The following is a 20,327-nucleotide window of genomic DNA, read 5'->3' as shown; positions in this document are numbered from 1 at the left end:
CCGGTCGCGTCTCAGACGGCCAGGGCGCCGTCGGCCGGGCTGCGGTCTGCCCCTGATCGACCGGCGAGGGCCGAGACCTTTGTCAGCGCACGGCCCGCCGCTGCGGCAAGCCTTTCGAGGACGGCCACCTCCTCATGGCTGGCCTGGTGCAGGTCTGCCCAGTAGGCGCCGATCGCGCCGACCGGCGACCCGGCGACCCGGATCGGCACCATGAGCAGGCTCCGGACGAACGTCGGACGATAGGCGGCCTGCGGGATCCGGCTGTCGGTGCGGATGTCCCGGATCGTTACGGTCTGGTCGTTGAGCATCGCCCACCCGCTGATGCACGACTCGGCCGGGAACCGCTGGCCCTTCCACAGCGGGCTCATCGCATCCTCGTCCAGATAGTGGCACTGGCCGTCCTCAAGCTGAACCACAGTCACCCCCTGGGCCTGGACCGCGGCACGAGCGCTGCAGCGCAGAACGGTCTGGACGTCCTCGGCGGTTTTCGCCTCATCCAGCATGTCGATCGCCCAATCGATGGGACTGACCGAATTAATCTGCATTATCCGTCCCTCCCACTCTTGGCTTGGCAAATATAAATATACCGGGCGAAAACGGCGACCACGCCATCTTGCTGGGCGAGCGCCTGCCCGCGGCAGGATGCCGACCGCCGGACCAGTCGATGATCTAGGAGTGCGGCGACCAGGTCATCCCGGCCGCCCGGCCCCCGCATAGATGCCCGTCTTGACGGGACGTGCCAGGCACCGGAGACTTGAGCCGCATCCGGAGAGCGCTCTCCCGATCTCGTCGCACGCCTGGGCACGTCCACCTACTCCCCTGGAGTGAATCCATGAACCGTCGACGGCCCGCGCTGCGCCTCTGCGCCGCGACGATCGCTGCCATCCTGCTCGCCGCCTCCGCCGGCACGCCCGCGTCGGCGCTCACCCTGGGCAACACCGGCAGTGGCCGCCCGGCGCTGGCGCTGGCCGGCTCCAGGATGTACATCGCCTGGGCGGGTTCCTCCGGCACCGCTGCCGCGAAGCAACTGGTAGTCGGTTACTCCACCAGCGCCGGCCTGCGCATCACCAAGGTGGCCGGCACCGAGCGGGTGCCCCAGGGCGAGGGCGCCGCGCTCGACACCGACGGCGCCGGCGTCTACGTGGCCTGGCCCGCGGGCGACAACGGCAACACGCTGACCGCCGCGTACACCACCGGGCCGGCGCTGACCTGCCGGACCGCCTTCACCGGGGTCGTCTCCGCGCACGCGCCCGCCCTGGCCTCCGATCCCGCCGGCGTACGCCACCTGGCCTGGACCGACCCGGCCGGCCACCTCAACGTCGGCCGCCTCAACACGTCGGCATGCGCGGGCGGCGGAACGATGACCCTGACCAACCGCGTGGTGCTGCCCGACACCAGCGTCGCCGGGCCGGCCCTCGTCTACGACGACAGCGGCAGCAGCAACCTGGGGCTGGTGCTGGCCTGGGCGGCCGGCGACGGCGCGCACAGCATCCAGGTCGGTTCGTTCACCGGGTCAGCGGTGCTGAGCCACCGTTCGCGGGTCAACGCCGCGGTCGGCAGCACCGCCGCGCCCGGCCTGTCGTCGGCGATCGCCGACCTGTACGTCACGTTCCGCGGCGACAACGGCTCCGTCTTCTACGGATACTCCGAGGGCTGCATCCCGACCTGCTTCAACGCCAGCGACCTGGGCGAGCAGGCCGGCGCAGGCGTCGGGCAGCCCGCCGACGGCGACTACCACTACTACACCTATTTCGACCTCACCGGGCATCTGGTCATCTCACGCCTGTGACGGGCCCGGCGTCCGGCGGGCGGTTCCTCTTGCCCCGATCGTCCTCCTTCGATACCGTCCGGTGAGGTGCGGCGACCGTCCCGCTCATTACATGCCGCGCCGGTTGGGCCCCCTCGACACGAGAGGCGCGACACATGACATCCACCTCGAGACGCACTGTCCGCAGTGCACTGGCCGCCACCGCGGCCGCCCTGCTCCTCGCCGCGCTGACGCCGGGTGTGGCATCAGCCGATGATCCGGACCCCCGCATCGGCCTCGGCCCTGGTTGGCTCGACGCGCCGTCGGCGATCAGCAACCTCGAACACCTCGCCCACGTCGACAAACCGCCGGGCTTCGTCAACCCCGCGAACCCCGGCGACTTCGGGTTCGTCGCGTCGGACCTCGCGTTCACCGGCGACTACGCGATCATGGGCAACTTCAACGGGTTCAACGTCTTCGACGTCTCCGACCCGTCCGCACCGTCGGTCGTGACGAGCGTGGTCTGCCCCGGCGGGCAGGGCGACGTGTCCGTCCACGGCGACCTGCTGTTCATGTCGGTCGAGGAGAGCCGCGCGCGCGTCGACTGCGGCACGAACCCCACCGTCGGCGAGCGCTTCCAGGGCGTGCGCGTGTTCGACATCAGCGACATCACCACGCCGACGCAGGTCGCGGCCGTCCAGCTGTGCCGCGGCTCGCACACGCATTCCGTGGTGACCGATCCGGACGACCCGGCCAACGTGTACGTGTACGTGTCGGGCACCGCCGGCGTCCGGCCGGTGGCCACGATGGCGGGCTGCAACAACAACCCGGCGAACGGCGAGAACCCGTCGCGGTGGCGCATCGACGTCATCAAGGTGCCGGTCGCCAGTCCCGCATCGGCGGCCGTCGTCAACGGTCCGCGGCTGTTCGCCGATCCCGCGACCGGCGCGGTCGACGGGCTGCAGAACACGCCACCGGCCCCGACCCACCCGTCCGGCATGAACTGGGGTCCCACGCCGATCACCGACGCCTGCCACGACATCACCGCCTATCCGGAGCTCGGTCTGGCGGCGGGCGCCTGCGAGGGCAACGGCATCCTGATCGACATCTCCGACCCGGCCAACCCCGTGCGCCTGGACGAGGTCGCGGACCCCAACTTCGCGTACTGGCACTCGGCGACGCTGACCAATGACGGCAAGAAGGTCATCTTCACCGACGAGTGGGGCGGTGGCACGGCGGCCCGGTGCCGTCCGACCGACCAGGCCAGCTGGGGCGCGAACGCGGTCTTCGACATCGTCGCCGGCAAGATGGAGTTCCGCAGCTACTACAAGCTGCCGGTGCCCCAGACGCTGACCGAGAACTGCGTCGCGCACAACGGTTCGCTGATCCCGGTGCCCGGCCGCGACATCATGGCTCAGGCCTGGTATCAGGGCGGCATCTCGCTGGTGGACTACACCGACTCGGCGCACCCGAAGGAGATCGCGTACTTCGACCGCGGCCCGATCTCCGCCACCGGGCTCGTCCTGGGCGGCATGTGGTCCGCGTACTGGTACAACGGCGAGGTCTACGGCAGCGAGATCGCGCGCGGGTTCGACGTCTTCGGCCTCAAGCCGAGCACGCACCTGACCGCGGCGGAGATCGCCGCGGCCCGGCAGGTCCGGCTGACCGAGTTCAACGCCCAGAGCCAGCAGAGGATCACGTGGGCGCCGAGCTTCGCGGTCGCGCGGGCGCGCTTCGACCAGCTGGCACGTACCTGCACCACGACCATCGACGGCCGCCATAACGGCCCGCTGACGGTCTCGGGCGTGACCTGCCTCGACGGCGCGACCGTCAGCGGCCCGGTCTCCGTCCGCAGGGGTGCGACGCTGCTCGCGATCGACTCGACGATCTCCGGCCCCGTATCGGCGTCGTCGGCGGCCGCGGTGCACGTCTACCACAGCACGGTCCGCGGTCCACTGTCCGTCTCGGGTGCCACGGGCAGCGTGGCGGTGGTCGACTCCACGGTGCACGGCCCGGTCTCGCTGTCGGGCAACACGACGCCCGGCGTGGAGCCGATCGTCGCGGGCAGCACAATCAACGGTCCGCTCGCATGCTCGGGCAACTCCCCCGCGCCGATCAACCTCGGTGCGGCCGACACGGTCCGCGGCCCTGCCGGCGGCCAGTGCGCCACGCTCGACTGAGCGCGACGCGAAACCGTCAGGGGGCGGCTCACCGGCGACGGTGGGGCGCCCCCTCCACGTATCGGGCAATATAGACAGCATGCCCGTACAGCTCAATCACACGATCGTCATGGCCACCGACCGCGACCGGACCGCGGACTTCCTGGTCGATCTGCTCGGCCTCGCACCGGCCGCGACCTACGGCCCGTTCCGGGTGGTCGAGCTGGCCAACGGCGTCTCGCTCGACGTCGTCAAGGCCGACGGCCCGATCCGCACCCAGCACTACGCGTTCCTGGTGACCGAAGACGAGTTCGACCAGATCTGGGCGCGCATCCGCGCCCATCGGCTGCCGTTCTGGGCCGACCCGTTCCACAGCCGGCCGGGCGAGATCAACCACAACGACGGCGGCCGCGGTCTCTACTGGGAAGACCTCGACGGGCACAACCTCGAGATCATCACGCGGCCCTACGGCGGCTGACCGGCAGGGGCGGGCCGTCACGCTAGGTGCTGGCGTCCCATCAGGACGCCGGTCGCAACGCTCGCCGTGCGGGCCGTACATCGGTTAACGTCTTGACTCATGCTCGGATCCCGCCGCCTCGTCATCGCCGCCGTGGCCGCCGTCGTGACGGCCGGTCTCGCGGTGTTCGCGGTCGTCGCACTGTCGGGCGACGACGCCGGCCCGGTCGCGGCCGCACCGACGCTGCGGGTCGTGCAGCCGGGCGCACCCGGCCAGTCCGCGCGCACACTCTCGCCCGAGGATGTCGCCCGGCTGTCCGCGCCGCCGCACAACGCGGCCGACACCGAGTTCATGCGCAGGATGATCCCGCACCACGGGCAGGCGCTGGAGATGACCGCGCTGGTCGCCGGGCGCAGCCAGAGCCCCGAGATCGCCCAGTTGGCAGCACGGATCAAGATCTCACAGCAGGATGAGATCACGCTGATGGAGCAGTGGCTGGCGAGCCGGCGGGAGGCGCTGCCGTCGCCGCACGCGAACCACGTCGGCCACGGTGAGCTGATGCCCGGCATGCTCGACCAGACCGACCTGACGCGTCTCGCGCAGGCGAAGGGATCGGCGTTCGACAGGCTGTTCCTCGATTACATGATCCGGCACCACCAGGGCGCGGTCACGATGGTCGAACAGCTCTACCAGGCCGGTGGGGGCATCGAACCGTCCAGCGACCGGCTGGCCCGCGACGTCAACGCCGACCAGCAGATCGAGATCCGGCGCATGAAGGAGACTCTCGCCAAGCTCGCGGCGTGAGGCCCTATGAGCGGGCCGGCGCGATACCGGCCGGACTCGTCACGAAGGGCGGCATATCGAAGGTGTTGACATTCTGGAGATCGACCCTGTTTAGTAAGGAAAGTTACCTTACAGTTCATGGCTTGGCCGCTCCCGAGCCCTGGAGTCTTCAGGGAGGACGCCGATGCTCCACACCCGACGGCGGATGCCGCTCGCCCTCGCCACGGCCCTGATCGCGCTGCTGGGCACCACGCTCGCCGTGATACCCGGCGGGTCGGCCCGGCGCGCCGAGGCCGCACCCGCCATCTTCGCCCACCCCGGCGTGCTCGTCAGCCGCGCCCAGCTCGACTTCGTCCGCGGCAAGGTCAACAGCAACGCCCAGCCCTGGCGGCAGGCCTACGACCAGATGATGGGCAGCCGTTACGCCTCGCTGAGCCGCGCCCCGAAACCGCGCGCCGTGGTCGAGTGCGGCTCCTACTCCAATCCGAACCTCGGCTGCACCGACGAACGCGAGGACGCGATCGCGGCGTACACCATGGCGCTCGCCTGGTACATCACCCGCGACAGCCGGTACGCGGACAAGGCCATCCAGCTCATGGACGCCTGGTCGGCCGTGATCGTCGACCACACCAACAGCAACGCCCCGCTGCAGACCGCGTGGGCAGGGTCCACCTGGCCGCGCGCCGCCGAGATCATCCGCTACACGTACACCGGCTGGCCCAACGCGACCCGGTTCGCCACCATGCTGCGCAACGTGTACCTGCCCGAGGTCATCAACGGCAACACCACCAGCAACGGCAACTGGGACATGTCCATGATGGAGGCCGTCATCGGCATCGCGGTCTTCCTGGAGGACCGCATCGCCTACGACCGGGCCGTCACCAGGTTCCGCAACCGCATGCGCGCCTACTTCTACCTGGCCACCGACGGCACCGTGCCGTACGGACCCGGAGGCGGCATCGACACCCCCAGCGAGATCATCAACTACTGGCAGGGCCAGAGCACCTTCGTCGACGGGCTGTCGCAGGAGACCTGCCGCGACTTCACCCACACCGGATACGGCATCTCCTCGGCCACCCACATCGCCGAGACCGGCCGCATCCAGGGCCAGGACCTCTACCCGGAGTTCACCGACCGGCTGCGCCACGCGCTGGGCCTGCACGCCAAGTACCAGCTCGGCACCGCCGCGCCGTCGTGGCTGTGCGGCGGCAGCCTGCACCTGGGCCTGGGGCCGATCACCGAGGTCGGTTTCAACGCGCTGAACTTCCGGCTGGGCATCGGCATGACCAACACCCAGACGCTCACCCTCAACCAGCGCCCCGCCGGCACCAACAACCTGTTCGTGGCCTGGGAGACACTCACCCACGCCGCCAACCCGAACTGACCCGCCCGGCCGCAGCGCCCTGGAGACCCCGGCTTGCCGGCTCTCCTGGGCGCTGCCCCGTCACCGGCCCGACGTCACGCCCCGTAGGGCGACTCGATCTCCAGGTCGAAGTCGAGGCCGTGTTTCTGGAACCAGGCCAGCGGGTTCTGCGCCGCGCCGTCGACGTGCACCTCCAGGTGCAGGTGCGGGCTGCGGGACAGGCCGGTGTTGCCCAGTAGCGCGAGCTCGGTGCCGGCGGCCACCTGCTGGCCGACCTTGACCAGGACCTTGCTGGCGTGGGCGTACACGGTCTGCACGCCGTCGCCGTGGTCGACGATCACGGAGTAGCCGAACGCGCCGTTCCAGCCCGCCTGCGCCACCGTGCCCGCGTGCACCGCCGCGAACGGCGTGCCCTCGGGCAGGCCGGTCAGGTCGATCCCCGGGCGCGAGTCGCCGTGGCTGGTGCGCAGTTCGTACCCGTGCAGCGGCAGCACCCAGCCGTCGGCGGTGCTTGCCGCCAGGGTCGGGGCGCGCTCGTCGGCACGGTTGGCGCGCTCGGCCGCATCGGCACGGGCGCTCAGGTCCGGGGACTGGGCGTAGGCGGCGACCTCGCCCGCGGCGGCGTCGGTCTTCGCGTCGTCGACGGCCGCACCGGTGCTGAGCGCCACGGCCCCCGCGCCGACCGCGGCGGTCGCGAGCACGGCGGCGTACCTGCGACGTGAGGGCACCGGAGCACGACGGCGACCTCGGTAGCGCTCGCTTTCCTTCAGCAGCTCTGGCCGGTAGGTCACGAACGCTCCATAGCTCTCGGGTGGTCTCCGGACCAGCCGGAGTCGGTTCAACCGTGATGCGGCCACCAACGTAACGAGACTCGACGGCACCGCCAAACACGACGGCGTCACCGCGTGATCACTTCCCGTAGCGGTCGTGGTCGATGGCGCAGGCCGGAGCCGCCGTCGGCGACCACGGCTCTCGGACGCTGGGAGTGACGAACGTCTCCTTCGCCGACGTCCAACCTTGCGGCGGGTCGCCTTGCTCAGGAAGCCGTCGCGGCGATACTCCATACCCCCAGCCGGTTGCCGTCGTAGACACAGGCGATCCGCTGCCGCGTGTGGAAGCACCGCTGCACCGGGGGCAGTGTGCCCAGCAGCCGGACCTGCCCGTCCTCGATCCGGGCGAGCTGGACTCCCTCGGGCGTCGACCGGGTGAGCAGCGCCTGCCTGCTCTCGTCGAACGCGAGCTGGACGGCCCATCCGGTCAGATCGAGCAGCGTACGGCCGTCAGCCAGGTCGATCAGCCGGTCGGCGGGCACGCCGAGCTGCGCCGACCCGTCCGCCCGGACCGTGATCGCGCCCTGCGCGCTCGGTATCAGGTGCACGCCCGGTTCGAACCGGTAACGCACCTGCAGGGTGTCGCGGTCCAGCACCGCCAGCGGCGTGCGCACGCCGCCGTCGTCACCCACCTCGCACAGGTAGTCGCCGCACCCGAACCGCAACGGCGAGGAGGTCGCGGCGACCACGCGCATGGTCCGCGTGTCGTACCTGGTCTCCAAGAACTCACCGCCGGGCAGGCGGGCGGACAGCACCAGCATCCCGCCGTAGACCGTCGCGAACTGCGGGACGCCGGGCGGGAACGCGACCGCGCCGGTGCGCAGCACGCGGCCGTCGCTCAGGTCGGACACCGTGAACTCGCCCTGTGGGGAGACCGTCCAGGCCTCCAGCCTCGACTCGTCGGCGGCAGCGAAAGGCGTCCCCCGCAGGACCCAGCGCTCCCGGCCGGTCCTCAGGTCGCGCACCGTCAGCTGCATCGGATCGGGCGGGGTCGGCGACGCCTCGTCGCGCGACACCGTGGAGACAGGGCTTTCCAGCGCGTACGCCCCGACGACCCAGACGTCGTTCCGCGTGCTCCAGCGCACGGCCCCGGTGTGCGGGTCGACGGCCGCCACATACACGCCGCCGTCCTCGAGGTCGTCGGCGACGACCACGACGTCCGGCACCTGCGGGACGGCCACCAGGTTGCGCTGGCGGCCCGCGGCGTGCGGCAGCCGCCAGCGAAGCGAGCCGTCGTCCAGGTCGTACGCGGACAGCGCCCCGTCACCACGCACCAGCAGCAGGTCATTCACCAGTTCGACGTTGTCGATGCGCATGTCGCCGGCATCGCCCAGGGCCGGCACCGCAAGCTGCGTGAGCATCGGCGTCACGGGAGTTGCGGCGCCGAGCGCGCCGGTGAACAGCAGCGCGACGGCCAGCGCCACCGGTCTGAGGTAGCGGGCCGGTCGGCGCGGGCCGGTGTCGGGATCCGGGTCGGTCCAGTCCTCGCCCAACTCGATGATCTCCGGCTTCACCCGCAGCCTCCCCGCCGACATGTGGACAGTCACCACCGCATGAGTGAGCGCAGACTAATCCACTGGCCGACGCTGCGTGGCGACCGTTCGAGACGGGTCCCGCCCAGCCCGACGAGCTGGGCGGGACGCACCGACGCCCGGCCGGGTGCCGCCCGGTGGCGATGCAGGGCCGCTCAGCCTGCCGATTCAGGCGTCAGGCGGAGCTGTGTGTCGACACGGGAGTCCCGCCGCCGCCGAGCCAGCGCGGCCCGGTATGCCTGCACGTACCCGGCCGCCATCCGCTGGGCGCTGAAGCTGCGCGCAACGTGCTCACGGCACTGCACCGGATCGAGCATTGCGGCAGCGTGCAGCGCGGCGGGCAGATCGCTCTGCTGACTGCAGACCAGTCCTGTGACGCCGTGCCGCACGACTTCGGGCACCGCTCCGGCACGCAGCGCCACCACGGGCGTGCCGCAGACCATCGCCTCGATCATCACCATGCCGAAAGGTTCCTCCCACTGCACAGGGAACAGCAGACAGCGGGCATTCGCCAGCAACTCACGCTTGAGTGTCGCGTCGGCGATGCCGATCATCTGGTCGTTCGGCCCGAGCAGCGGCTCGACCTGCTCGGCGTAGTACTTCTTCTCCGCGGGCTCGGCGCACTTGCCGGCCAGGATCAGCGGCAGCCCGGCCGCCTGCGCGGCGAGCACCGCGGTGTGCGCGCCCTTGTCGGCGTTGAAACGCCCCAGGAACAGCGCGTAGTCCTTCTTCTCCCGCTCGAACGGCCAGTCGGCTGGACGCAGCCCGTTGTGGACGGTGCCGACCCACCTCAGTTCCGGAGCCAGTGAGCGCTGCCGGGCGCTGATCGCCACCAGGGAAAGGTCACGGCCCAGCGTCTGGTAGTAACCGCGCAGCTCCGAGTCGACCGGACCGTGCACGGTGGCGATCGTGGGCAACCCCATCGCGTCGTACGCCGGGGCGTTGAGCGGCCCCGCGAACGTGTGGTCGTGCACGATGTCGACCTCGCCCGCCTCGGCCAGCTTCTGCACCACCCGCCGGGTCAAGGTCGCGTAGATGATCTCCGGTCCCGGTTCGCCCAGCCGTTCCGGCACGGCCCGCTCCCACACCTGCCAGAACCGCGCCTGGGTGCCGTCCCGACCGGCACCGATCACGGTCACCTGGTGGCCGAGTTCGACCAGGGCGTTGGACAGGTCGGCGAGGACCGCCTCGATGCCGCCGTACGCCGCCGGCGGCACGTCGAAGTACGGCGGGGCGATCATCGCGATCTTGAGTCGGACCGTGTTGTCGGCGGGTGGATCGCACCGCACCCTCATAAGTGATCCGGGCGCATCGTCTCCGCCCTTCACCAGCATGTTCGTCACGGCTGAGGGAGTATCCCCGACCCGAGCAGATCATGCCGATGTGCCGAAGGATCACCCGGTGGTGTCAGTTCCGCGATGCGCCTGCGCTTCGACCTCGCCACCGGAGACGAGCCGTCAGGCCTCGTCGTTGAGCACGCTGCTGACTCCGCGGAGCTGCGCCGCGTACGCCGAGGCGATGACGCCGGACGGGATGAGCCTCGTGAGCACGCGCACCGGCGCGGGGACGGGCTTGTTGGTCCGCTCGCTCACCGCCCGGCGGGAGACCTTGCGCACCCGCGGCGCCCGCAGCCGCTCGTAGCGGCGCAGCGCGTCCGGAAGCGACGCCGGAGTCGCCCGCAGCACCCGGCTGAGCACCCACGCGTCCTCGAGGGCCTGGTTGGCGCCCTGCGCCTGGGTGGGCGGGAAGGCGTGCGCGGCGTCGCCGAGCAATGTCACGCCGCCGTGTCCCCACTGGTCAGGAACGCGGTGCGTCACGTGCCGGAACGCCTCCAGGTCCGCGTCGCGGACCTGCTCCAGCAGCGCGGAGACGAGCGGGCCGTATCCGGTGAACCGCTCGGCGAGCGCGGCGGCGGGTGAGCCCGTGAGCGGGCTCGGCACGTCGAACCACCACTGCAGGAGCCCGTCGCCGGAGGGCAGCATGCCGACCAGTCCGGCGGGCCCGACGACGCAGACTCCGGTCGTGCTTGCGGCCAGTTCCGCAAGCACCTGGGTCAGGCCCTGCCAGGTGGTCCACTCGTTCTCGACGGCGGGTGCGGGGTCGAGGACCGCGCGGCGCACGGCGGAGCGGTGGCCGTCCGCGCCCACCACCACGTCGGCCTCGTGGCGGTCGCCGGTGGCGTCGGTGACGGTCACCCCGTCGCGGCGCACCTCGACGTCGACGATCTCGCGGGAGAACTCGACCTCCACGCCCCGCGCGAGGTGCTCGACGAGCCGGGCACGGGGCGTGCTCACGACCGGGAAGCCCGTGCGGCGGGCGACGGCCGCGAGGTCGGCGGTGACCATGGTCGCCCCGTCGGCGGTGTCGAACCGCAGGACGTCGAGCCGTCCGCCGAAGCCGTCGAGCGGTGCGCCAAGCCCGGCGAGCGCGGCGGCGCCGTTGCTGAAGATCGTTACGGCTGCGCCGCCGGTCCGCAGGGCGGGGGCGGCCTCCAGCACGCGTACCCGGTGGCCGGTGTCGATCAGGCCGCGGGCCAGGGCCAGGCCGCCGATGCCGCCGCCGGCGATCAAGATCTCCACGAAAGTCCCTCCGACACCGTTCACTACGTTCGTTGTACAACGCATGGTGCCATATGATGACCGGGTGCCACCACCCAACGAACAGCGGCGGGCGCAACTCGCGGACGCCGCCATCGAGCTGCTCGTCGAGTCCGGGGTCCACGGGGTCACCCACCGGGCCGTCGACCGCAGAGCCGGGTTGCCGGCCGGCACCGCGTCGAACTACTTCCGCTCCCGCGAGGCCCTGCTCGTCGCGACGGCCCGGCGGGTGATCGAGCAGCACCAGGCCGACATGGCACAGGCGGCGCAGAGCGCGGCCCCACCGGACCCCGCGGCCCGAGCCGGTGACCTCGGCGGACGGACGCTCGCGAGCGAGCTCATCGCGGGTTCTCTGCTGCTCGCGGCGGGTCCGCACCGCAACCGGTATCTCGCGATCTTCGAGCTGCGGCTGGAGAGCCTGCGCCGACCCGCACTGGCGGCGGCGATCGACGAACTCATGGCCGCGATGGCCGCCTTCACCGGCGACCACCACGCCGAGGTCGGGTTGTCGATCCCGCCGGCCGCGGTCCCGGCGATGCTGGTGATGTACGGCGGTGCGCTGTTCGCACTGGTGACCGGGCCGGTCGAGCTGGTGACGCCGGAGGCGGTCCGGCCGCTCGCCGTCGCCATCGTCGAAGGGGGTCTGGCCGCCGCCCGTGACGCCGGCATCGACGTTTCCGCGCAGTGAGGCCGTATCCCCCCGTCGACGGCGGTCCCCGGATCACCGGGGACCGCCCGTCGACTTCGTGGACTCGCGCCGTCAGCCGGTGGGGAAGCTGTCCGCGGTACGGATCCGGTCGCGTACCCAGACCCCGGCGGGCTTGAGCCGGCTGGTTCCGGCGTACGGGCCGGTGCCGCAGGTCCCCGTCGTGAAGACGGCCCCGGTGCGGAAGTCGTCGCTGTAGTTCCAGTTCGTCCAGCTGATCTTCTTGGCGGCCATCAGGTCGAGATACGCCTGCGCCTGGGTGAAGTTGTTCGGGCCGTCGCCGGACGCCTCCTGGGTGCCGAACTCGGTGACGAACATCGGGATCTGGTCAGCCGCCCGCGACAGCGCGTTGAGGTAGCTGCTGCCGTGGGAGGCGGCATAGAAGTGGAAGGTGTACATGATGTTGGTCGCGTTCACCTTGTTGTTGATCACTTCGGTCTCGCCGGCGCCGTCGGACAGGCCCAGTGACGACCAGGCCCGGGTGCCGACCAGCACCACCGCGTCGGAGTCGATGGCGCGGATGGTCGGGATGATCTGCTCGGCGTAGCTCTTGATCGCGGCCCAGCCGACGCCGTTGGGCTCGTTGGCCACCTCGTACAGGATGTTGGTCTTGGCGGCGTGCCGCTGGGCGATCGCGGTGAAGAAGGTGCGAGCGCGGGCCAGGTTGTAGTTCGGGTCACCCGGGGTGAGCATGTGCCAGTCCACGATGACGTACATGCCGCGTGCGGTGGCCTGCTCGATGTAGCCGTGCACCCGGTCGGTAAACAGCTGCGGGTTCGTCTCGTAGCCGTCCTCCTGGATGTACATCGACACCCGCAGCACGTCGGCGTTCCAGTCGGTGGCCAGCGCGTTGAGCGAGGCGTCGTTGACGCACTGCGGATACCACTGGATGCCGTGCGTCGACATGCCGCGCAGCTGGATCGGCTGGTTGTACCGGTTGCACAGCTTCACCCCGCAGACCCGCAGCTGCCCGTTGATCGCGACCGGCGTCGTGCCGGTGGGCGGGCTCGGCGAGGCCGACGGGCTGGGCGGCACGGACGGGCCGGTGCCATAGACGTCGAACTCCCACAGCGAGTACCCCCACTGGGTCGCCCGCGCGGTGCCGTACACCCGCACGTAACGGCCGTTGGCGGTCAGTCCGGTGATCGCGTCCGTGCCGCCGTTACCGCTGGTCGTGCTGTAGACGCTGGTCCAGGCATTGCCGTCGGGCGAGACCTCGATCCGGTACGCGGTCGCGTAGGCCGCCTCCCAGTTCAGCTCGACCCGGCTGATCGCCGATGACGCGCCCAGGTCGACGCGCAGCCACTGCGGGTCGACGCCCGCCGCACTGGCCCACCGGGTCGTGGTGCTGCCGTCGACGGCGTTCCCGGCCGGCAGGGTGGCATCCTCGACCGACGACGCGGTCGCGGGCCTGCCGCGCGACAGCAGCGTCTGCGTCGGAGCGGTGCTCACCTCGACGTCGAGGTAGTCGAGGTTCGCGGTGCCCTGGGCGGTGGTGGCCGCCACGCGGACGGTGTTGGTCCCGGCCGCGAGGAGCGCGGTGACGGTCTTGTCGGTCCAGGTGGTCCACGCGCTCGTGGCGTTGAAGGCGCTGGCGGCGGACACGACGGCGCCGTTGACGATGATGTCGGCGGGCCGGTTGGCGCCGCCGCCGTTGGCGTACCGGATGGTCAGGGTCGCGTTTCCGGCGCTGGGCAGGGTGACCGTCCACTGCACCGCCGAGCCGGTCGCGTTGTCGGTGTTGACGAACCCCGAGCCGGAGTATCCGGCGTGGTTGGACTCCACCACGCCCTGCGCGATGGTCGCCGACTCCGCCTCGTAGCGGGTCGGCGCGGCCCACGCCGGCAGGGTCGCGCCGACGGCGAGGGCGGTCAGTGTCACGAGTGACGCGACGGTGGCCGCGCACCAGGGCCTGCTGATGATCTTCATGCACGAACTCCTTGCTGTCGTCGGGGTGCGGGCCCGTGGCAGGTCGCCACGGGCCCGCACCGGTCAGGACGCGAAGCGCAGGCGCACGATGACGTTGTTGAGCACCGTCGGCGTGCCGCCGTTCATGTCGTTGTTGGTCGAGGTGAGCCAGAGCCCGCCGTCAGGCGTCTTGACCACGGTGCGCAGCCGGCCCCAGGAGCCGTTGAAGAAGGCCCGTGGCGTGTCGGTGGTGTTCCCGGTGATCCGCATGACCCACAGCCGGGTGCCGCGCACGGCGGCCATGTAGATCCAGTCGTTGACGATCTCCAGGCCGCTCGGCGAGGCGGACGCGGTGCTCCACGTCCGCACCGGGTTGACGAAGCTGGGATTGCTGCAGGTGCCTTCGCAGGTCGGCCAGCCGTAGTTGGACCCGGCGGTGATGATGTTGAGCTCGTCCCAGGTGTTGTCGCCGAACTCCGACGACCACAGCCGGCCCTGGGAGTCCCAGGCCAGGCCCTGTGGGTTGCGGTGGCCCCAGCTGTAGACCCGGGTGCCGAACGGGTTGCCCGGCGCGGCCGCCCCGGTGGTGGTGACCCGCAGGATCTTGCCGTTGAGCGAGTTGAGGTTCTGCGCCCGGCTGCTGTCCTGACCGTCGCCGGTGGTGACGTAGATGTATCCGTCCGGGCCGAACTTGACCCGGCCGCCGTTGTGGAACCGGTTCTTGGCGATCCCGGTGACCAGCGCCTCGCGTGGGCCGATGGTCCCGTTCTCGAACTTGAACCGGACCAGGCGGTTGTCCGACGCCGCGGTGTGGAACGCGTACACCCAGTGATCGGTGGCGAAGTTCGGGCCGACGGCCAGGCCGAGCAGGCCGCCCTCGCCGGTGGTGGTGACCGCCTCGGTGATGGTGCCGACCACGGTCTTCTGCCCGGCCAGGGTCACCCGGACGATCTCGAACCGGTCCCGCTCGGCGACCAGCGCGCTGCCGTCGGGCAGGAAGGCGATCCCCCACGGCAGGTCGAGCTGCGTGTTGACGTTGCGGTCGAAGACCGGATCGCCGCCGCCGGCCTGCGTCGAGGTGGTCACCGCCAGCACCGGGCTGACCGGCGACGTGTTGCCGTTGGCGTCGTAGGCCAGCACCGTGTACTGGTACGTCGTCGCGGGGGTGAGCCCGGTGTCCGACGCGGTCAGGTCGGGCACGTCGGCGATCTGGGCGCCGTTGCGCGACACCCGGTAACCCCGCACGCCGACGTTGTCGGTGGCGGCGTTCCAGGCCAGCGTCACCGTGCTCGCGGTGACGCCGGTGGTGCGCAGGTTCGCCGGGGTGGTCGGCGGCTGGGTGTCGGTGCTGGGCGGGGTGGTGACCGCGAGGTTGTTGCTGCCCTGCGACGGATTGCCGGCCGCGTCGTAGGCCAGCACGCTGAACACGTACGACGTGTTCGGCTGCAGGGTCAGCGTGGCGGTGAGAATGTTGCCGCCGACCTCGGCGACCACGTTGCCGCCGTTGTAGACGACGTACCGGGCGACGCCGACGTTGTCGGTGGCCGCGTTCCAGGCCAGGTCGACGCCGGTGGGCCGGACCGCGCCGACGACCCGCAGGCTGCTGGGGGCGGTCGGCGGCTGGCTGTCCGACGGGGCCGTGACCCGCAGCCGGTCCAGGTTGGGCCCGCCGTTGACGGTGGTGGCCGCGGCCCGGATCGTGTTGGTTCCGGCGGCCAGGCTCGCGGTGATCGTCTTGTCGACCCAGGTGGGCCAGGCGCCGGTGCCGGGGAAGGACAGTCCGGGCGCGGCGGGGCTGCCGTTGACGGTGATGTCCATGGGCCGGTCGATGGTGGTGCCGTTGGCGTACCGCAGCGTGAGCGGGTAGTTGCCGGCGGCGGTCACCGACACGGTGAACTGCACGTACGACCCGGTCACGTTGTCGTAGTTGACGAATCCGGTGCCGGTGTAGCCGGCGTGGTTGGACTCGACCAGGCCCTGCGAGATCGTGGCGCTCTCGGCCTGGTAGTCGGTGAACGCGGGCGGCGGTCCGGCGGCCAGGTTCCACTGCTGGCTGGTCAGGCCGGCGATGCAGGTCCAGAGGTGCAGCTTGGCGGCGTCGGCGGTGCTGCCGTTGACGACGTCGAGGCACTTGCCGGTGACCGGGTTGACCAGCGTGCGGGCCGCGCTGCTGTAGGTCCACTGCTGGTTGGGGTTGGTCGCCGAGCAGTCCCAGATCTGCACCTTGGTGCCGTTGGCGTTGACGCCGCCGGCGACGTCGAGGCACTTGCCGCCCAGCGCGCGGACGGTGCCGTCGGTGCCGACGGTCCAGGTCTGGGCCGCGGACGCGTTGCAGGTGTAGATCTGCACCTGGGTGCCGTTGACGGTGCTGGCGGACGGGATGTCGACGCATTTGCCGGACGCGACGCCGGTGATCGGGCCGACGGTGTCGGCCACGGCCGGGGCCGCGGCGGCGACCTCGATGGTCGCGGCGACGCAGAGCGCGGCGGCGAAGGCGGCGATGCGCCTGATCGGCGGGGAGTTCATCGGGGGGCTCCGTTCCTGGTGGCTGCGCGCGACGAGATCGCGGGCGCTCGGACGGGTGGACCACGCGGCGTTGCCAGCCAGTGTTAGTTAAGTTAACTTATAGACCGTGGACCATATTGGCTCTCATGAGTGCGGTCAAGCCGAACAGTCCGAATTGGCATGCCCGACACCCATCCCCCAGCCCGTTTGACGCATTCGCAAACACCGATCTACGATGTGGCTCTTCGGCGAACCGCATGTGTTTCACCTGCCCGTCCGTCCCCCATCCGGGAGCGCCCGCATGAGCCGCCGCCGAAGTATCCTGCCCGTCATCGTCACCCTCGCCGCCCTGGTGCTGTCGACCTCGGTGGCCGGGCCCGCGTCCGCCGCACCCCGGTTCCGGGTGCTGGTCTTCTCCAAGATCACAAACTTCTACCACGACTCGATCCCCGCCGGTGTCGCCGCCGTGCAGCAGCTCGGCGCCGCGCACAACTTCGAGGTCGAGGCCACCACCGACGCCGCCGCGTTCACCGACGCCAACCTGGCCCGGTTCGACGCGCTCGTCTTCAACAACACCAACTCCACGCCCGCCTCCGGGGCGCTGCTCGACGCGTCACAGCGGCTCGCCCTGCAGAACTTCGTCCGCGGCGGCGGAGGCTGGGCCGGCCTGCACGCCGCGTCGGCCAGCGAACGCGACTGGGCCTGGTACGACGGCCTGGTCGGCACGATCTTCGACTACCACCCGGACTTCACCGCGACCGGCGGCGTGTTCCCGGGCCGGATCAAGGTGCTGGACCGCGCGCATCCGTCCACACGCAACCTTCCCGAGCTGTGGGAACACAGCGAGGAGTGGTACAACTGGAAGACCAACCCGACCGGCCGGGTGCACACCCTCGCGCAGATCAAGGTCCGTGACGGCATCTCCGGCCTGGACGAGGGCGTCGACCACGCGTACTCGTGGTGCCAGAACTACGACGGCGGCCGCTCCTGGTTCACCGCCGGCGGGCACAGCATCTCGTCGTTCAGCAACGCGCTGTTCCTGGACCACCTGCGCTGGGGCATCGAGTGGGCCGCCGGCGCGGTCGCCGGCGACTGCAGCGCCACCCAGAACGGGCAGTTCCAGCGCGTGCCCCTGGTGAACGAGGACCTGGCCGACCCGTTCGAGCTGGCCGTCGCACCCGACCGGCGCGTCTTCTACATCCAGCGCACCGGCGCGGTGAAGGTCGTCGACCAGACCACCCTCGCCGTCACCACCCTGGTCGACTTCGCCTACACCCCCGCCCAGACCAGCCAGTCCGACGGGCTGCTCGGCCTGACCCTGGACAACGGCTTCGCCACCAACAACTGGCTCTATCTGCTGTGGTCGGACAAGACCCTCAACCAGCTCAACCTGTCGCGGTTCACCGTCACCGGCGCGACGATCGCGCTCAGCTCGGAGAAGCGGCTGCTGACCATCCCGACGCTGCGCGGCGAGGCCCGTGCCAACTCCCACATGGGCGGCTCCATCGCCATGGGCCGCGACGGCAACCTCTACGCCGCGATCGGCGACAACACCGACCCGTTCGAGTCCAGCGGCTACACCCCGATCGACGAGCGGGCCGGGCGGCGGGCGTTCGACGCCCAGGGCACCTCGGGCAACACCAACGACCTGCGCGGCAAGATCCTGCGGATCCGCCCGCAGGCCGACGGCACCTACACCGTTCCGGCGGGCAACCTCTTCGCGCCGGGCACCGCCAAGACCAGGGCCGAGGTGTACGCGATGGGTTTCCGCAACCCGTTCCGGATCACCATCGACCCGCTCTCCAACGCGGTCATGGTCGCCGACTACGGACCTGACGCGACGGCGGCCAACGCCAACCGCGGGCCGGAGGGCACCGTCGAGTTCAACCGGGTCACCAGCGCCGGCAACTACGGCTGGCCGTACTGCATCGGCAACAACATCGCCTTCAACGACTACAACTTCGCGACCAGCACCTCGGGGGCGAAGTTCAACTGCGCCGCCCCGGTCAACAACTCCCCGAACAACACCGGCCTGACCACCCTGCCCGCCGCCCGCAGCGCCCTGGTCTGGTACGCCTACTCCGCCTCCGCCCAGTTCCCGGAGGTCGGCACGGGCGGCGGCGGCCCGATGAGCGGTCCCGTCTACGACTACGACCCGGCCAACCCGCGCATCTCGAAGTTCCCCGAGTACTTCGAGGGCAAGTGGATCGTGTACGAGCTGACCCGGCAGTGGTGGAAGACCCTCTCGCTGCACAAGACGGCGCAGACGTTCACCGACCCACGCTTCGGACCCACCACGGTCGGCGGGCTGCAGTCCATCAACGGCGTCTTCGCGGGCATGAGCTGGATCCAGCCGTTCGAGGCCGAGTTCGGGCCCGACGGCTCGCTGTACGTGATCGACTTCGGGGCCGGGTCCGGCAGCGGGCGCGGCGGCTCCAACGAGGGCGCGGGCATCTACCGGATCGACTACGTGGCCAACGGTCTGCCGCCCACCGCGAAGATCACGGCGAGCCGGGACAACGGCCCCGCGCCGCTGGCAGTGACCTTCTCCAGCGCCGGATCGGCCGGGGCGACCGGCTACGCGTGGGACTTCGACGGCAACGGCACCACCGACTCCACCGCCGCCAACCCGTCCTACACGTACACCGCCAAGGGCCGGTTCAGCGCCCGGCTCACCGTCACCGGCGCGGGCGGGCTGACCGCGGTGGCCAGCACCGAGATCACCGTCGGCAACACCCGGCCGACGGTCACCATCAACGTGCCGCAGGGCGGCTTCTTCGAGTTCGGCGACCGCATCCCGTACACCGTCACGGTCACCGACCCGGAGGACACCACCATCGACTGCAACCGCGTCGTGGTGCAGACGCTGCTCGGCCACGACTCGCACGCCCACCCGCTGGACAACTACGTCGGCTGCTCCGGCACGCTGGTCACCGAGTCCGGCGGCGGCGACGGGCACGGCCCGGGCACCAACCTGTTCACCCTGATCAGCGCGCAGTACACCGACGCGGGCGCGACCGGCGCGCCGGCGCTGGTCGGCTCGCTGCAGGTGGAGCTGCAGACCCGCAGCATGGAAGCCGAGCACTTCGACGCCGCCTCCGGCGTGAGCGTGCTGGACCGGGCGACCGCGCAGGCAGGACGGCGGCTCGGCGACGTCGACAACGGAGACTGGATCAACATCGGGCCGGTCAACCTGCAGAACATCAGCGGCGTCGTGGTCGGTGCCAGCTCCGCGGGCACCGGCGGCACCATCGAGTTCCGCAACGGCTCCCCCACCGGCGCGCTGCTGGGCACGGCGACCATCCCGGTCACCGGCAGCTACGACTCGGTGGTGTCGCCGACGGTCGCGCTGACCAACCCGGGCGGCACCTTCACGCTCTACCTCAGGTTCGTCAAGTCCGGGCAGACCGGTGACCCCGACATCATGGCCCTGGACTGGCTGCGCTTCAACGGCCGGGGCGTGAAGGCCGAGACGGGTGCGACGCTGTCGGTCACGGCGACGCCGACCACCGGCACCGGCCCGCTGACCGTCGCCTTCAACAGCACGTCCACGGCCCCGCCGGGACGCACCATCGTGGACCGCGAGTGGCGGTTCGGCGACAACACCGCCACCGTGCACGCCGCGTCGGCCAGTCACGTCTACACCCGCAAGGGCACCTACACCGCCTGGCTGACGCTGACCGACAGCGTCGGCGCCACCCACTCCAGCAGCGCGGTGATCACCGTGAACTGACGGGTTC

At 70.7% G+C, this 20,327-nt stretch carries 14 protein-coding genes and 1 pseudogene; 7 read left to right on the top strand and 8 right to left on the bottom strand.

Going from position 1 to position 20,327, the window contains the following annotated elements; all coding sequences use genetic code 11:
- Positions 1–11 precede the first annotated feature (11 nt).
- Entirely contained in the window at positions 12–545 is a 534-nt protein-coding gene (locus tag F9C41_RS01125; protein ID WP_155384692.1) for a GAF domain-containing protein, read from the bottom strand.
- A 287-nt stretch (positions 546–832) separates the two neighbouring features.
- Between F9C41_RS01125 and F9C41_RS01120 the strand changes: the two genes are divergently transcribed.
- The 5 genes from F9C41_RS01120 (at position 833) to F9C41_RS01100 (ending at position 6,530) form a co-directional block, all read left to right on the top strand.
- Entirely contained in the window at positions 833–1,789 is a 957-nt protein-coding gene (locus F9C41_RS01120) for a hypothetical protein (protein ID WP_155384691.1), read from the top strand.
- Between the two features lie 134 nt (positions 1,790–1,923).
- Positions 1,924–3,927 carry an LVIVD repeat-containing protein gene (locus tag F9C41_RS01115; RefSeq protein WP_155384690.1) on the top strand — a complete coding sequence of 668 codons (2,004 nt, stop codon included), beginning with the start codon at positions 1,924–1,926 and terminating at the stop codon, positions 3,925–3,927.
- 79 nt (positions 3,928–4,006) lie between these two features.
- A complete protein-coding gene (locus F9C41_RS01110) occupies positions 4,007–4,384 on the top strand; it encodes a VOC family protein (RefSeq protein ID WP_155384689.1) in 378 nt (125 codons plus the stop codon).
- A 99-nt stretch (positions 4,385–4,483) separates the two neighbouring features.
- Entirely contained in the window at positions 4,484–5,167 is a 684-nt protein-coding gene (locus tag F9C41_RS01105; RefSeq protein ID WP_155384688.1) for a DUF305 domain-containing protein, read from the top strand.
- A gap of 163 nt (positions 5,168–5,330) precedes the next feature.
- Positions 5,331–6,530, top strand: a complete 1,200-nt coding sequence (locus F9C41_RS01100; protein WP_155384687.1) for an alginate lyase family protein — start codon at positions 5,331–5,333, stop codon at positions 6,528–6,530.
- 74 nt (positions 6,531–6,604) lie between these two features.
- Here the strand turns inward: F9C41_RS01100 and F9C41_RS01095 are convergent, their stop codons facing one another.
- The 4 genes from F9C41_RS01095 to F9C41_RS01080 all read right to left on the bottom strand — a co-directional run bounded on the left by F9C41_RS01095 (position 6,605) and on the right by F9C41_RS01080 (position 11,450).
- Complete coding sequence (locus tag F9C41_RS01095) at positions 6,605–7,300, bottom strand: M23 family metallopeptidase (protein ID WP_230689186.1); 696 nt, start codon at positions 7,298–7,300, stop codon at positions 6,605–6,607.
- A 245-nt stretch (positions 7,301–7,545) separates the two neighbouring features.
- Complete coding sequence (locus F9C41_RS01090; protein ID WP_196279572.1) at positions 7,546–8,853, bottom strand: outer membrane protein assembly factor BamB family protein; 1,308 nt, start codon at positions 8,851–8,853, stop codon at positions 7,546–7,548.
- 173 nt (positions 8,854–9,026) lie between these two features.
- Positions 9,027–10,166, bottom strand: a complete 1,140-nt coding sequence (locus tag F9C41_RS01085) for a glycosyltransferase family 4 protein (RefSeq protein ID WP_155384684.1) — start codon at positions 10,164–10,166, stop codon at positions 9,027–9,029.
- Between the two features lie 162 nt (positions 10,167–10,328).
- On the bottom strand, positions 10,329–11,450 hold the full coding sequence (locus tag F9C41_RS01080; RefSeq protein ID WP_196279571.1) for an FAD-dependent oxidoreductase: 1,122 nt from the start codon (positions 11,448–11,450) through the stop codon (positions 10,329–10,331).
- Between the two features lie 64 nt (positions 11,451–11,514).
- On the opposite strand from F9C41_RS01080, the gene F9C41_RS01075 reads away from it, so the two are divergent.
- Positions 11,515–12,156, top strand: coding sequence for a TetR/AcrR family transcriptional regulator (locus F9C41_RS01075; protein ID WP_155384682.1), 642 nt, complete (start codon positions 11,515–11,517; stop codon positions 12,154–12,156).
- Between the two features lie 72 nt (positions 12,157–12,228).
- On the opposite strand, the gene F9C41_RS01070 is transcribed toward F9C41_RS01075, so the two are convergent.
- From F9C41_RS01070 to F9C41_RS01065, 3 genes and pseudogenes are all read right to left on the bottom strand, one after another.
- On the bottom strand, positions 12,229–13,626 hold the full coding sequence (locus F9C41_RS01070; RefSeq protein WP_230689305.1) for a cellulase family glycosylhydrolase: 1,398 nt from the start codon (positions 13,624–13,626) through the stop codon (positions 12,229–12,231).
- Positions 13,627–13,638: 12 nt separating this feature from the next.
- A pseudogene (locus F9C41_RS41025) lies at positions 13,639–14,103 on the bottom strand (CBM35 domain-containing protein); the annotation flags it as partial.
- 63 nt (positions 14,104–14,166) lie between these two features.
- Positions 14,167–16,608 carry a PQQ-dependent sugar dehydrogenase gene (locus F9C41_RS01065; protein WP_155384680.1) on the bottom strand — a complete coding sequence of 814 codons (2,442 nt, stop codon included), beginning with the start codon at positions 16,606–16,608 and terminating at the stop codon, positions 14,167–14,169.
- Between the two features lie 280 nt (positions 16,609–16,888).
- Here F9C41_RS01065 and F9C41_RS01060 point away from each other — a divergent pair, with 280 nt between their 5' ends.
- Entirely contained in the window at positions 16,889–20,320 is a 3,432-nt protein-coding gene (locus F9C41_RS01060; RefSeq protein WP_155384679.1) for a ThuA domain-containing protein, read from the top strand.
- Positions 20,321–20,327: the final 7 nt, after the last annotated feature.

Origin of the sequence: Catellatospora paridis (assembly GCF_009720365.1) — a bacterium.
Taxonomy (GTDB): Bacteria; Actinomycetota; Actinomycetes; order Mycobacteriales; family Micromonosporaceae; genus Catellatospora; species Catellatospora paridis.
Note: the sequence above shows the minus strand (reverse complement) of the source record. Positions and strands in the feature narration are given on the sequence as shown.

Coding starts and splice junctions, on each gene's coding strand:
- F9C41_RS01125 (WP_155384692.1), bottom strand. CDS start 545: ATGCAGATTAATTCGGTCAGTCCCATCGATTGGGCGATCGACATGCTG.
- F9C41_RS01120 (WP_155384691.1), top strand. CDS start 833: ATGAACCGTCGACGGCCCGCGCTGCGCCTCTGCGCCGCGACGATCGCT.
- F9C41_RS01115 (WP_155384690.1), top strand. CDS start 1,924: ATGACATCCACCTCGAGACGCACTGTCCGCAGTGCACTGGCCGCCACC.
- F9C41_RS01110 (WP_155384689.1), top strand. CDS start 4,007: ATGCCCGTACAGCTCAATCACACGATCGTCATGGCCACCGACCGCGAC.
- F9C41_RS01105 (WP_155384688.1), top strand. CDS start 4,484: ATGCTCGGATCCCGCCGCCTCGTCATCGCCGCCGTGGCCGCCGTCGTG.
- F9C41_RS01100 (WP_155384687.1), top strand. CDS start 5,331: ATGCTCCACACCCGACGGCGGATGCCGCTCGCCCTCGCCACGGCCCTG.
- F9C41_RS01085 (WP_155384684.1), bottom strand. CDS start 10,166: ATGAGGGTGCGGTGCGATCCACCCGCCGACAACACGGTCCGACTCAAG.
- F9C41_RS01065 (WP_155384680.1), bottom strand. CDS start 16,608: ATGAACTCCCCGCCGATCAGGCGCATCGCCGCCTTCGCCGCCGCGCTC.
- F9C41_RS01060 (WP_155384679.1), top strand. CDS start 16,889: ATGAGCCGCCGCCGAAGTATCCTGCCCGTCATCGTCACCCTCGCCGCC.